This is a genomic window from Pelagibius marinus, from assembly GCF_014925385.1.
Classification (GTDB): Bacteria; Pseudomonadota; Alphaproteobacteria; order Kiloniellales; family Kiloniellaceae; genus Pelagibius; species Pelagibius marinus.
This window is the reverse complement of sequence record NZ_JACSDK010000015.1, coordinates 113759-125503: the sequence shown is the minus strand read 5'-3', so window position 1 is coordinate 125503 and position 11745 is coordinate 113759. Positions and strand designations below refer to the sequence as shown.

At 65.0% G+C, this 11745-nt stretch carries 11 protein-coding genes, 1 tRNA gene and 1 pseudogene; 5 read left to right on the top strand and 8 right to left on the bottom strand.

The window, feature by feature from the left end:
• Positions 1-127: 127 nt before the first annotated feature.
• Entirely contained in the window at positions 128-1189 is a 1062-nt protein-coding gene (locus H7X47_RS18375; protein WP_193370197.1) for a TRAP transporter substrate-binding protein, read from the bottom strand.
• A gap of 224 nt (positions 1190-1413) precedes the next feature.
• On the bottom strand, positions 1414-2466 hold the full coding sequence (locus H7X47_RS18370) for a TAXI family TRAP transporter solute-binding subunit (RefSeq protein WP_193370196.1): 1053 nt from the start codon (positions 2464-2466) through the stop codon (positions 1414-1416).
• A gap of 314 nt (positions 2467-2780) precedes the next feature.
• Between H7X47_RS18370 and H7X47_RS18365 the strand changes: the two genes are divergently transcribed.
• Positions 2781-2857: transfer RNA gene (locus H7X47_RS18365), tRNA-Pro, on the top strand.
• Positions 2858-2979: 122 nt separating this feature from the next.
• Here H7X47_RS18365 and H7X47_RS18360 read toward each other — a convergent pair.
• Both H7X47_RS18360 and H7X47_RS18355 read right to left on the bottom strand, forming a co-directional pair.
• Entirely contained in the window at positions 2980-4149 is a 1170-nt protein-coding gene (locus H7X47_RS18360) for a 2Fe-2S iron-sulfur cluster-binding protein (protein WP_193370195.1), read from the bottom strand.
• A 22-nt stretch (positions 4150-4171) separates the two neighbouring features.
• Positions 4172-5851 (bottom strand): ethylbenzene dehydrogenase-related protein, encoded by a 1680-nt coding sequence (locus tag H7X47_RS18355; protein WP_193370194.1) that lies wholly within the window; start codon positions 5849-5851, stop codon positions 4172-4174.
• On the opposite strand from H7X47_RS18355, the gene H7X47_RS26560 reads away from it, so the two are divergent.
• Positions 5801-5980 (top strand): (2Fe-2S)-binding protein, encoded by a 180-nt coding sequence (locus H7X47_RS26560; RefSeq protein WP_367575731.1) that lies wholly within the window; start codon positions 5801-5803, stop codon positions 5978-5980. The genes H7X47_RS18355 and H7X47_RS26560 overlap by 51 nt on opposite strands.
• On the opposite strand, the pseudogene H7X47_RS18350 reads toward H7X47_RS26560, so the two are convergent.
• The 3 genes and pseudogenes from H7X47_RS18350 to H7X47_RS18340 form a co-directional block, all read right to left on the bottom strand.
• Positions 5976-7211, bottom strand: a pseudogene (locus H7X47_RS18350) (sensor histidine kinase); the annotation flags it as partial. The gene H7X47_RS26560 and the pseudogene H7X47_RS18350 sit on opposite strands and share 5 nt — an antisense overlap.
• 384 nt (positions 7212-7595) lie before the next feature.
• Positions 7596-8027: a rhodanese-like domain-containing protein gene (locus H7X47_RS18345; protein WP_193370192.1), complete on the bottom strand. Its 432-nt coding sequence runs from the start codon at positions 8025-8027 to the stop codon at positions 7596-7598.
• A 152-nt stretch (positions 8028-8179) separates the two neighbouring features.
• Positions 8180-8683, bottom strand: a complete 504-nt coding sequence (locus H7X47_RS18340; protein ID WP_193370190.1) for a pentapeptide repeat-containing protein — start codon at positions 8681-8683, stop codon at positions 8180-8182.
• Between the two features lie 504 nt (positions 8684-9187).
• Between H7X47_RS18340 and H7X47_RS18335 the strand changes: the two genes are divergently transcribed.
• Positions 9188-9457, top strand: a complete 270-nt coding sequence (locus tag H7X47_RS18335; RefSeq protein WP_193370188.1) for a hypothetical protein — start codon at positions 9188-9190, stop codon at positions 9455-9457.
• Between the two features lie 43 nt (positions 9458-9500).
• Here H7X47_RS18335 and H7X47_RS18330 read toward each other — a convergent pair whose 3' ends face one another.
• The gene (locus tag H7X47_RS18330) at positions 9501-10523 is read right to left on the bottom strand and encodes a polyprenyl synthetase family protein (RefSeq protein WP_227010599.1); all 1023 of its coding nucleotides are present in this window, start codon (positions 10521-10523) and stop codon (positions 9501-9503) included.
• A 241-nt stretch (positions 10524-10764) separates the two neighbouring features.
• On the opposite strand from H7X47_RS18330, the gene H7X47_RS18325 reads away from it, so the two are divergent.
• Both H7X47_RS18325 and H7X47_RS18320 read left to right on the top strand, forming a co-directional pair.
• Entirely contained in the window at positions 10765-10983 is a 219-nt protein-coding gene (locus tag H7X47_RS18325) for a putative signal transducing protein (protein ID WP_193370187.1), read from the top strand.
• Positions 10980-11726: a tRNA1(Val) (adenine(37)-N6)-methyltransferase gene (locus H7X47_RS18320; protein ID WP_193370185.1), complete on the top strand. Its 747-nt coding sequence runs from the start codon at positions 10980-10982 to the stop codon at positions 11724-11726. Before H7X47_RS18325 ends, H7X47_RS18320 begins: the two co-directional genes overlap by 4 nt.
• Positions 11727-11745: the final 19 nt, after the last annotated feature.

The window sequence follows — 11745 nt, the reverse complement described above, 5'->3', positions numbered from 1 at the left end:
CAGCTTTTTGCAGAAATGGGCTGAAAAGAAAAGCGCCGGAGCCTCGTGGAAGAGCCTCCGGCGCTAATCAATCCAGGACCTGTCGGTCAAAGACCTATAGCCGGTCCGGAACGCTTAAGCGTCCGGATCACAGATAACCCAGGTCGCCCCAGATCTTGTACTGCTCACGATAAGCGGTGAGCGAGTCCCAGACCTTCTTGAAGGTGGGGTTGGAGGCAGCCAGTTCGGCGGCGACCTCGTTCCAGGCGCCCCGCAGCTCGTCCAGGACTTCCGGCGGCCAGCGGTGGATGGTCACGCCTTTTTCCTTCAGCTCGGCCAGGGCCGCACCCTGGATGGCTTCACCCTCGGCCAGACCGGCGGTGATGTTGGCGCCGCAGACGGCGTCGATCTGCGCCTTCTGGGTGTCGGAAAGCGCGTCGTACTTCTCCTTGTTCATCATCAGGTCGAACAGGGTCGACTGCTGATGCCAGCCCGGGAAGTAGTAGTGCTTGGCGACCTGGTAGAAGCCCAGGTTCAGATCGATGGCAGGCATGGAGAACTCGGTGGCATCGATGGAGCCGCGCTCAAGCGCCGGGAAGATGTCGCCGCCCGCCAGCAGCTGCGTGGAAACGCCCATCTTCTCCATGACCTTGGCGCCCAGGCCGAAGAAACGCATCTTCAGGCCCTTGAGGTCGTCGGTGCTGTTGATCTCCTTGCGGAACCAGCCGGAGGCCTCCGGCGCGATGACGCCGCACATCACCGACTTGATGCCGTATTCGGCGTAAAGCTCGTCGAAGAGCTCCTTGCCGCCGCCGTGGTAGTACCAGCCCAGGTACTCACCGGCGCGGGGGCCAAAGGGAACGGCGGCGAAGAGGGCGAAAGCCTCGTTCTTGCCGGTCCAGTATCCGGGGGTCGACCAGCCGGCGTCGATGGAGCCGGCCGAGATGGCGTCGAACATTTCGAGGGCGGGCACCAGGGCGCCGGGCTCAAAGAACTTGAAGCGGAGCGAGCCGCCGGAGACGGCCTCCAACTCATCGGACAGCCGCACGCCAAGGGTGCCAAGCTGAGTCAGTTTGCTACCGTAGGCGCTCGCCATGTTCCAGCGGACACGCTTGTCCTGAGCCGCGGCGTCGCCGACGGTTCCGAGAGCCATGACGGCCCCCAGCGCCAGCGCCGAGACGGCGAGCTTCATCGTTCTGCGGATGCGCATTCGAATAAGTCCTCCCGTTCACTTCGCACCCGCCATCGCTGCTGACGGGCATTGTTGATTCCCCCTTTGGCGCAGCCAGAGGTGCTTTCGCAGTTGCACCAAAGTGCATCGAAGCTAGCCCATGGCTTCGCCCTGAACAAGTCCAAAGCACAGTAACTCAATGGTGTTTGGCGGGCCGCGGCAGAAGCGTGAATTCTGCGCCAATTGCCGGGGCGCTGCGGCCCTCAGCTCGGAGCGCGGCTCGCGCTGCCGCTGCGGCGAATGAGGCCGATTTCGCGATAAAACCGCAGGGCGCCCTCGTGCAGCGGGATGCCGATGCCCTCCAAAGCCGTTTCCAGACGAATGACCCGGCCCTTGGCGTGGCCGCGGTCGAGCAGGCGGCGCGCATCGCTGCGCCACAGCGACTGGAGAATGCCGTAGACGGTCTCCGCGCTGACGTCGTCGCGGGTGATCCACTGCGCCGCCACCGATAGCGTCTTGACCTCGCTGACGCCGTGGTAGACGCCGGCGGGGATCTTGTCGATGTGCAGGAAGGGATTGCCCTCGACCAGCGCGTCGATCTCGGCGCCGGTGATCGGCACCAGGCTGATCGCCGTGTTCTCGTTGGCCCACTGGATGACCTTCGCCGGATAACCGGCGATGAGGAAGAAGGCGTCGAGTTCCCCGGCGACGAGCTTCTCGATGGCGTCGTCGGATTTCAGGTAGGCGACGTCGATAGTGTCCTCCGTCAGGCCGAAGGTGCTCAGCACGAGCTGGGCGCCCACCAGGGTGCCGGAGCCGACTTCGTCCAGGGCCACGCGCTTGCCGAGCAGGCCGGCGACGGACTCGATGCCGCTGTCGCGGCGCACGACGATGTGGAAGGACTCGGGATAGAGGTTGGCGATGGCGCGCAGGTTGCCCTGGCGGCCTTCCTCCTGGAAGGCGTTGGTTCCGCTGTAGGCCCAGAAGGCGACGTCGGACTGGACGAAGCCCGACTCGATCCGCCCGGCGGCGATGTCTTTCACGTTGGCGACCGAGCCGCTGGACGACTGGGCGACGGCGACCAGGCCGGGCACGCCGCAGACCTCATCGCCCTCGCAGCTGCCCGAGGGGTTGCTGATCGCCTGGGCGACAAGCCCGGCGATGGGATAGTAGGTGCCGCCGATGCCGCCGGTGCCGATCCGGAACAGCGACAGGTCCTGCGCCGCTGCCGTCCCGAAGGCCCCGAGTCCCCAGGCACCGGTCATGCAGGCCGCCGCAACCAGCAGGGCGGCGGCCGTCCAGTGAACCACCTTCATACGGCCTCACGAGCACAATTGTGGTCTGGCACCGGACCCTCGTTTGCGATCTTGCTTTCCCCCGACGCTCGCGGCCCAGGTCTGGGTGGGCCGCCACGGCGGTCCGGAGCCGCCAGCATCCCGCCCGATTATCGTCCCCAGGTCAACAGGGCAGTGGCCCCAAATGGCGGAAAGCGGCAAAGCGCGGCGCAGCGGCGTTCTGGCTAACCCGCGTTAACCATAATAAGGAGGGGAAAGCCCTGGGCCGGTGAAATGAGCGCAGGCTGTTCGGCGGGATTGCATTGCGCCAGGGGAGCCGCTATAACCCGCCGCGCCGGGGAGTAGCTCAGCCTGGTAGAGCACTACGTTCGGGACGTAGGGGCCGGAGGTTCGAATCCTCTCTCCCCGACCAATCCGGCACTGAGAACGGCGTTGCCCGGACGCCGTTTCGCGCCGGCCTGCTCCACAACGGGAGCAGGCCGGAACTGCGAATCGGGAATTTTTTCCTTTAAATCGGACGATAGCCCTTCCGGCTTATCCCAGGCGGCGCCTGTTCGCCGGCGTGGCGGCCGGCGGAGGGGATTCCTCCATGGCCTTCTCGGGTGAATAGCGCTCGCGGCTCTTCGGGTGGCGCAGCCGGCCCACGGTGAGCAGGCCGCGCACCCCATTCAGCAACTTGTTGAAGCCGTCGGCGGACACCTGCTCGGCGGCGTCCTGGCCCTGCGCGTGGAAAGGATCGGCGTGAACCTGGTCGCGGCCGATACCGCGATCGGTCAACGTCTTGGAGACCGCGTCCACCATTGCCGGCGGGCCGGCCACATAGAACTGGGCCCTGCGGTGGCGCTCCAGATCATCGGAGATCACCTGGTCCAGGCTTCCGGTGCGCCGCGCGGTCTCGCCCTCGGGTTTCGAAAGTACCGTGTCGACGTGCAGGTTCCTGTATCGCGAAATCAGGACCTTGAACTCATTCTCATCATAGACATGGACCTCATCACGCACGCCGAAATAGAGGTGCACGCGGCGATCCGGCTGATTGCGCAGGGCGGTGCGCATGATCGACTTGGCAGGAGCCAGGCCTGAGCTGCCGGCCACCAGCACCAGGGGACCCTCGTCGTCCGGGCGCAGGTGGGCGCTGCCATAGGGGCCTTCGACCTCTACCGTGTCGCCGACCTGCAACGCCGTGTCGATGTGTTCGCTGATCCGCCCCCCGGGGATCAGGCGGATGTGGAACTCCAGCACCTCCTCGCCCGGCGTGTTGGCGAAGGAATAGGCGCGCGCCGGAAGGTTCGCGAATTTCAGGCGGGCGAACTGGCCGGCGGCAAATTGCAGGGACTGCTCCGGCCAGAGGTAGAGGCGCTTGATGATCGGGCTCACCTGCTCGATGTTCGTGACCTGCGCGCGCAGGCGGCGCACCGGCAATTCGACGGAGACCGTTCCGCCCATCCAGGAGACATGCACGTCCGAACGCGGCTTGGCGCGGCAGGCCAGCACGAAACCGGCGGCCTTCTCCGGATCCGGCAGCACCTGCTTGTCGTAGTTCCTCATGCCGACCTCGCCGGACAGCAACAGGCATTTGCAGGTGCCGCACTCGCCCGTGCGGCATCCGTGCGGGAAAGGCACGCCGCTTTCCAGGGCGGCTTCCAGAATGGTTGCTTTGCCGGTTTCGATGGAAAGAGGCCACTGTCGGATGGTGAGTTTCGGCATGGTCTGCTTCCCGGAGGGGTCCTCAACGAATCTGGATCTGGAGCGGACGGAGGTGATAGCTGTGGCGCGTCTGGGTGTGGTCGAAGACCGAGACCCAGAGGAAGGTGCCGTCGCCGATGGCGACATCGAAGTCGGAAGCCGTGTCCAGCTCGCGCTTCACCTCCAGGCGCCACCAGCCGTCCGACCACTCGGCAACGGCGCTGACGTCGCCGCGGTCGCCGGTGAAAGGAGCCTCGGCGATGACGCTGGGCATGATCGTGCCCAGCGGAAAGCGCGCGTCGAGCTCAGGCGTCGCCGGCTCCATCAGACTGCGCGGCATCCACCACAGACCCTGGTCGCCGACTTGGGGGTCGGTGTCGATGCTGCCCATGCGCTCGGCCAGCACTTCCGGCGAGCGGGGCAGCCAGCGCGGCTTGACCGTCTCCGTATCGAACTTCTCCCAGTTCATGGTGAAGCCGCCGCCGGTCGCCGGGTCTTTGCTGTAGCCGGCGGTATAGCGCTTTGCGGGATCGTCCGGCGGGCTCAACGGCGGGCCGAAGTGGTTGTCGTCGATCTGGCCGAGCGGGCCAGTGCGCACGGATTTCCAGTGCCAGACGTCGACCAGGGAATCGTCGGTGGTGTAGTGCAGGCCGCGCCCGTTCGGCCCCCCGGGCTTGTCCTTCAGGGGTTGCGGGCCGAGGTGCGAGGTGCTGAGCGCGGCAAGGTGGGAGTCGCGGGACAGCATCACCGCGAACTTGTCCTCGTAGTAGGCCCCCTCGTCCTGGCGGCTGTACTGGCTCTGCATCACGCGCCAGCCCGTGGCTGTCTTCTGCAGCGGCAGGTGCTTCTGGCTTCTGGTACGGTCGGGCCATTCAAACAGCAGATAGATGTACTCGCCGTCGTGGACACCGCGCACCAGGACCGGGGTGCTGCCCTCAGGCAGGTTCTGGCCGTTGTGGGTGTTTACTTGCGCCACCGCGGCATCTCGCCATGCCGCGTCCTCGGTGCTCCCGTCCAGACGCGGCGGCGTGTCGGTCTTCTCCAGCACCAGTGGCTGCAGGGTTGCCTGGTCGACCGCAAAGATGCCGGCGCCGAGGGCGCCGGCGGCGCCCAGGGCGATGCAGGCGGAGGCCACGTAGGCAATGCGCGGGGAGAGGATCTTCAGCAGGCCGCGCCAGCCCGCCATGGCCCACTGCGCGGCAATGTGCAGGACAACATAGGCGGTCAGGCTCCAAGCCAGGATGCGGTGGACCGTGGCCAGCACCGCCTGCGACTGGTCCATGAGATTGAAATACAGCAGGCTGCCAGAAGCGACGGCGGCGAACACCAGCAGAAAGGCGATCCAGTAGATCAGCACGTTGATCGACTGCCAGCGGGTGCGGCGGTCGTGCGAGGAGAGCGCCCGCAGCCGACTGGAGTCGAAGACCACGCGCTGACCGAGCTGGGCGAAAAGCAGGAAGACGATGTAGCCGGCGCAGGCGGCGCCAAGCGCCCAGGCTGAATAGAGGTGCAGGGTATAGACGTTACCCTGGGGCAGGATGCCGGAGAGGGCGCGTGACCACGAAGCGTCGGGTGCGTCCCCGGCTATGCGCAGGCCGGTAACAAGGTTAACGGCAAAGAGTAAAACAATCGTCCAGTGAAGTAAGGAGGTCGCAAAATCGCTTCTAAGACGTTGGCGCCCTGCCCCCGATGGCGAGGACGCCGGCGTATCTGCTGCTTCCACTACCGAATTCCCTCCGCTGCAACCTCCCCTGAAATCAACCGCTCTTCAATTGCGCCATCTTTGACCCCTTTGGGGGCGCTTGCAGCGCTCCGGCCTGTCTTGTTCCTCCGACCGGTTGCGGCAAAGTGACCGTGGCGGTTGTTCCGCTGCCTCGATCACTACTCAACTCTAACTCACCAGAATGCAGTTCCACTAGCGCTTTTGTAAGGGGTAGGCCCAGACCGGTTCCTTCGTACTTTCGCGCCAGAGAGTTGTCGATCTGGGTAAAGGGCTGCATTGCAAGCGAAATTTCCTGCTCCGTCATGCCGATGCCGTTGTCCTCCACATGGAATTGCGGGCGCCCATTCGGGCTGATGGAGGTGCGCAGCACCACCTCTCCGCCCTGCGGCGTGAACTTGATGGCATTGGAAAGAAGGTTAAGAAGGATCTGGCGCAGGCGGGTATCGTCGCCGATTAACACGGGAAGATCTTCCGATGGCTCGATAATAAGGGTCACCCCGGCGCTGTCCGCGCGCTCGCCCATCAGCCGGTGGCAGGATTCGAAGAGCTCCTGGACCTGGATGACGTTTTCGCGCAGTTCCAGCCTTCCGGCCTCCACCTTGGCGATGTCGAGGATATCGTTAATGATCTCCAGCAGGTGGCGGCCGCTCTGGTGAATGTCGTTGGCGTACTCTTCGTAACGCTCGCTGCCGAGGCCGCCGTGCAACTGGTGGACCATGATCTCTGAGAAGCCGATGATGGCGTTGAGCGGCGTGCGCAGCTCGTGGCTCATATTCGCCAGGAAGTCGGACTTCGCGCGGTTGGCGGCCTGTGCCTCGTCGCGGGCACTTGCCAGTTCTTCCCTGCGTTTGTCGTCCTCGGCCTGCAGGTGCCGGTTCTCGAGCGACTTCTCTTTGAACACCTGCACCGCGCGTGCCATGGCGCCGACTTCGTTGACGCGGTCCAGGTTACGAATTTCGGAGGAGAGATCGCCGGTCGCGATGCGCCGCATGGAGGTGACCAGGTCGGTCACCGGGCGGGCGATCCGGAAGATCAGGATGTACCAGATCACGCCAAGGGCCACGATGCCGCTTGCGAAAGCGGTCGCCGCCCAGATCAGGAGCTGGGACTGGATGTCCTTGAGCTCATGGAAATTGGCTGCCGAACGCGCGGCCACCCGCTTACGGACGACATCCGTGAAGATGATCAGAGAGGTGCGGTAGTCGAGCCATTCATCGTGGTTGCGCTCCAGCAGCTTCAACTCATCGCGGGTGGGAACGGGTCCGATCTCGGCGAAGAGTTTGCTCGTCTTCTCCAGGAAGGCGGGCAAGCCGTCGATGGCTTCGGCGGCACGCTTGCGCGTCTTTTCATCGGACAGCATCGACAGGCGATTTTCGACACTGTTCCAGCCGTTGATAAGCCGATCACCCAGTTCCGGCAGCTCGAAGGAGATGCTCTGGGCGGCGTAGATCCCGCCGCTGACGCCGATGATGCGGTAGCTGAGGGCGGCCAGATCATCGGAGAAAGTGTCGATGATCCGGCGCGAGGACTCGTTTTCCTCGACGATGTCCCTCATCAGCGCATGATCGCGCTGCAGGGCGAAGGACAGCGCGGTCATCTGGGCAACGAGGACGAGCAGGAACACCACCATGGCGATCTGCGCCTGGGTGCTAATGCGTCTGAACCAACCCAGTCCTCGAGTCCAGCGATCCACCTGCGAGCCCTTTCATTCTGGCACGGCGATCTCTAGAACCGCCAGCAGGTGTCAGCGAGCGACTGGATGATCTCCGGCCGACCACTCGGCAAAGCCGCCGCGCATCCACAGGACGTTCGAATAGCCGGCTTCTACCGCGCTGTGCGCGGCCCAATAGCTTTTCCAGCCAGTGGTCCCATGGCTGTAAAAGACGATGCGATCGGATTTGTTCGGCCCGAGAATGCTCGTATCGAGGGTGGTATCCGTGGCGTTGTAGGAGCTTGCGGCGCTTTCGGCGCCAGGCACATGGCCGTCCACATAGGACGCTTTCTTGCGCAAATCGTAGATCCGAATCCCTTGATCCAGCATCTGGCGCAATTCGTCGGGTGTGACGATGGTCACGCCTTCCAAATGAGTCGGCGTTTCTTCAGCGGCATGTGAGTCGGCTGCGGGCCAGGCCCACAACGCGGCGAACAGAGAGAATGCGATTATGACCCAGCGCATAATGGTCCACTCCAGGTAGTCAAATTTGGTTATTGAAAAGTTTATGGAGTGAAAACTAACGATGGCTTAACAGGATTCCCAATTCTGCACGCAATAATTGAGTATCTCCTGCTGTTTCGGTCAGGCAGGAGTCCCAGCGGGCCGGTGGTGCCCTAGTGGCGCCAGCGCCGGGCCATGACGCGGTCGAGAACCCGGGTGTCGATGGTGGTCGGCAGGCCCGATTCCGGGCTGGTGCCCAGGGCCGCCGTCTCCAGGCGTGCTTCCGCCAGATTGGCCTCGCTGAGGTCGCTGCCGCGCAGGTCGGCCATATGGAAGTCGGCGCGCGCCAGGTCGGCGCCGGCGAAGCGGGCCGCGTTCAGCAGGCTGTCGACGAAGCGCGAGCCGCTCAGCGTGGCTTCCTCGAAGCGGGCGCCGGTCAGGTTGCAGCCCTCGAAGTCACATTCGACCAGATCGGCGCCGCTCAAATCCGTCCCGCAGAGATCCAGGCCGCTGAGGTCGCAGCGCAGCAGCACCGCCCGGCGGCCGTCGGCGCGCCCGGCGCGGTAGCGGGCGTGGGCCTCGAGGATCGGCCGCAGTGTCTCCACCGTCAGGCGGGCCCCGATCAGCACCTTCTGCGGCGGCCGGTCCCGGGTCACGGTCTCAGAAAGGTTGGTCATTACCTATGTCCTCACCTGTCGTCGCCTGGCCGTGCCAGGGGGATGAAACGTTTGCCGGACGAAAGCCGCTGTATTTCCCACCGTCAGGTCAAAAAAAGGGGGTCGAATAAATCGACCCCCAATTCTTGAATATGCGATGTCGGTCGGCTTCAAGTAAGAGACAAAAGATGCGATGCGGAGTACTTAGATCAGGAATGCGATATGGGTTTGTCTCTGTGCCCGAACGATGATTAGAATATACACAGGACCAGGGCGCCAGTCAATGAAAAAATGTCAATCCAAGCAGAATTACTTCGATGTGATCGCGATATGCTCCGAAAAATAGGGCAATATAGCCTGATATGGTCTTAGCTGGTCAATTCTGTACCGAAAATTAGGGCATAATAGCCAATCCAGCGCTGAAAGGCTGGACAAAATGCCCGAATCGCCTTGCGTCATTGGCTAAAATGCCCTAGCCTCTTCGCAGGTCGAACCGGCGCCGAGGTCGTTGGAGGGAAAATTTCCATGGTGGCAGACGACGAAGACGAGATGTCCGCCGAGCAGCTGCGGGAGCTCTGCACCCGCCTTTATGGGGCCGGGCGCTGGCAAACCGCCTTGTCGCGGGAACTAAAGGTGAACGACCGGACGGTGCGGCGCTGGGCCTCCGGGAAAGCGCGGATCCCGCAGCCCGTGGCGCTCTGCGTGAAGCTGATGGTGTTCCTCGACGAACTGAGCTGGCTCGGCGAGTGGCGCCAGGCCCTGGAGGAGGATCTCCTGGGGCAGGAGGAACACTAAGGACGATTTTCCTGTTTAGGCGCGGGCAGGGGGGCCTGGGGCCTCAATAGGCCCGGTCGACGCAGAACTCCACCACCTCCAGCAGGGCCTGCCTGGCCGGGCCGTCGGCGAAGCCGTCCAGGGCGCGGCGGGAGGTTTCGCCGTATTCGCGGGCCCGGGCCATGGCGTCGGCCAGGGCGTCGTGGCGCTGCATGTATTCGATGGCCTGCTCCAGGTCGCCGTCCTGGTGGTCCTGCTCCTCCAGACAACGCCGCCAGAAGGCGCGCTCGCCCTCATCGGCCCGCTGGAAGGCCAGGACAACCGGCAGGGTGATCTTGCCGTCGCGGAAGTCGTCGCCCACGGACTTGCCGAGTTCGCCCTGCAGGGCGGAGTAGTCCAGGATATCGTCGACCAGCTGGAAGGCGATGCCGAAGCAGCTGCCGAAACGCTCCAGCGCCTCTTCCTCCGCCGCCGGTCGCCCGGCGACCACGGCGCCGACCCGGCAGGCCGCGGCGAAGAGGGCGGCCGTCTTGGCCTCGATGACCTGCATATAGGCGGTCTCGTCGGAGGTGGTGTCGTTGGCGGTCATGAGTTGCAGCACCTCGCCCTCGGCGATCACCGCCGAGGCGTTGGAAAGGATGCGCAGCACGTCCAGGGAGCCGTCGGCCACCATCAACTGGAAGGCCCGGCTGAACAGGAAATCGCCGACCAGCACGCTGGGCTTGTTGCCCCAGACCGCGTTGGCCGTTGCCAGCCCGCGGCGCAGGTCGCTGGCGTCGACCACGTCGTCGTGCAGCAGGGTGGCGGTATGGATGAATTCCACGCAGGCGGCCAGGCCCAGGTGGCGCTCGCCCTCGTAGTCGCAGAGCCTGGCCGAGGCCAGGGTCAGCATGGGGCGCAAGCGCTTGCCGCCGGCCGCGATGATGTGGCTGGCGAGCTGCGGGATCAGGGCGACCGGGGACTGCATATGCTCGACGATCAGGCGGTTCACCGCCTGCAGATCGTCCGCCACCAGGGCGCTTAGCGGCTCCAGGCCGCTTTTCGCCGGCCCTTTCGCCTGTTTGTCGAGTTCGGCGGCTAGCGCCAAGACGATCCCCTCACGCTTATCTTGATCCCTACAGGGCCTTGTTTCCTGCGCCCGCAGCTTCTCACGACAGCCGCCGGCCGCCAAGCATTCCGCCCTGCAATCCGGCCCGAGGACGCCCAGGCAGCTTCCGCTAAGCAAGCGGCAGACCTTTGTGGCAGCATAGGATTAACCGCGGGGCGGTCAAGCCCGATACCCTTAGGAGGTACTGGCTGCGACGAAAGGCGCTATAACGTCTCTTGCCATGAAAGAACTGTTACGCACCAACGACATCGTCAAGCTCTCCTGGCTGGAGGCCCTGCTGGCCGACGCCGGGATCGAGACGCTGGTGCTCGATCTCCACACCAGCATCATCGAGGGCTCGATCGGCATCCTGCCGCGCCGCCTGATGGTCAGCGACGACGACTACCTGCGCGCCCGGCTGGTGCTGCGCGACGCCGGGGAGGAGGTCTTCAGCCCGTGACCCCGCTGCACCCCCTGACCGAGGACGCCTTTCTGGGCGGGCGCCTGCGCCTGCGCCAGCCCGCCGACGGCTACCGCGCGGCCATCGACCCGGTGCTGCTGGCCGCCGCCGTGCCGGCTCAGGCGGGCGAGAGCGTGGCCGACCTGGGCTGCGGGGTGGCCACGGCGGGCCTCTGCCTCTTGGTGCGGATACCCGGCATTCGGGTGACCGGCCTGGAGCTGCAGCCTCTGCTGGCCGAGCTGGCGCAGAAGAACGCTGCCCTCAACGGCTACGCGGCGCAGGTCCGTATCCTCTCCGGCGACGTGGCGGCCCCACCGAAGGCGCTGCCCCCGGGCGGCTTCGACCATGTCATGCTGAACCCGCCTTACCTGGAGGCGGGCTCGACGCGGGTCTCGGCCCACGAGCTGCGCCGTCTCGCGACGGTGGAGGGGCCGGCCGGGCTCGATACCTGGCTGGACTGCGCCCTGTCGCGCCTGCGCCCGCGCGGCAGCCTTACGGTGATCCACCGCGCCGACCGGCTGGACCGCCTGCTCGCCTGCCTGTCGCAGAGCTGCGGCGACCTGACGGTCTTTCCGCTCTGGCCGCGCCAGGGGGAGGGCGCCAAGCGGGTCCTTGTCCAGGGCCTGAAAGGCAGCGGCGGCCCGCTGCGGGTGCTGCCCGGCCTGGCGCTGCACGACGCCGAGGGCTGCTACACCGCCGCCGCCGAGGCGGTGCTGCGCGACGCCCGGGGCCTCGCCCTGTAAAGCGGCGGCAGACTGTTCT

Coding starts and splice junctions, on each gene's coding strand:
- H7X47_RS18375 (WP_193370197.1), bottom strand. CDS start 1,189: ATGCGCATCCGCAGAACGATGAAGCTCGCCGTCTCGGCGCTGGCGCTG.
- H7X47_RS18370 (WP_193370196.1), bottom strand. CDS start 2,466: ATGAAGGTGGTTCACTGGACGGCCGCCGCCCTGCTGGTTGCGGCGGCC.
- H7X47_RS18360 (WP_193370195.1), bottom strand. CDS start 4,149: ATGCCGAAACTCACCATCCGACAGTGGCCTCTTTCCATCGAAACCGGC.
- H7X47_RS18345 (WP_193370192.1), bottom strand. CDS start 8,027: ATGCGCTGGGTCATAATCGCATTCTCTCTGTTCGCCGCGTTGTGGGCC.
- H7X47_RS18340 (WP_193370190.1), bottom strand. CDS start 8,683: ATGACCAACCTTTCTGAGACCGTGACCCGGGACCGGCCGCCGCAGAAG.
- H7X47_RS18335 (WP_193370188.1), top strand. CDS start 9,188: ATGGTGGCAGACGACGAAGACGAGATGTCCGCCGAGCAGCTGCGGGAG.
- H7X47_RS18325 (WP_193370187.1), top strand. CDS start 10,765: ATGAAAGAACTGTTACGCACCAACGACATCGTCAAGCTCTCCTGGCTG.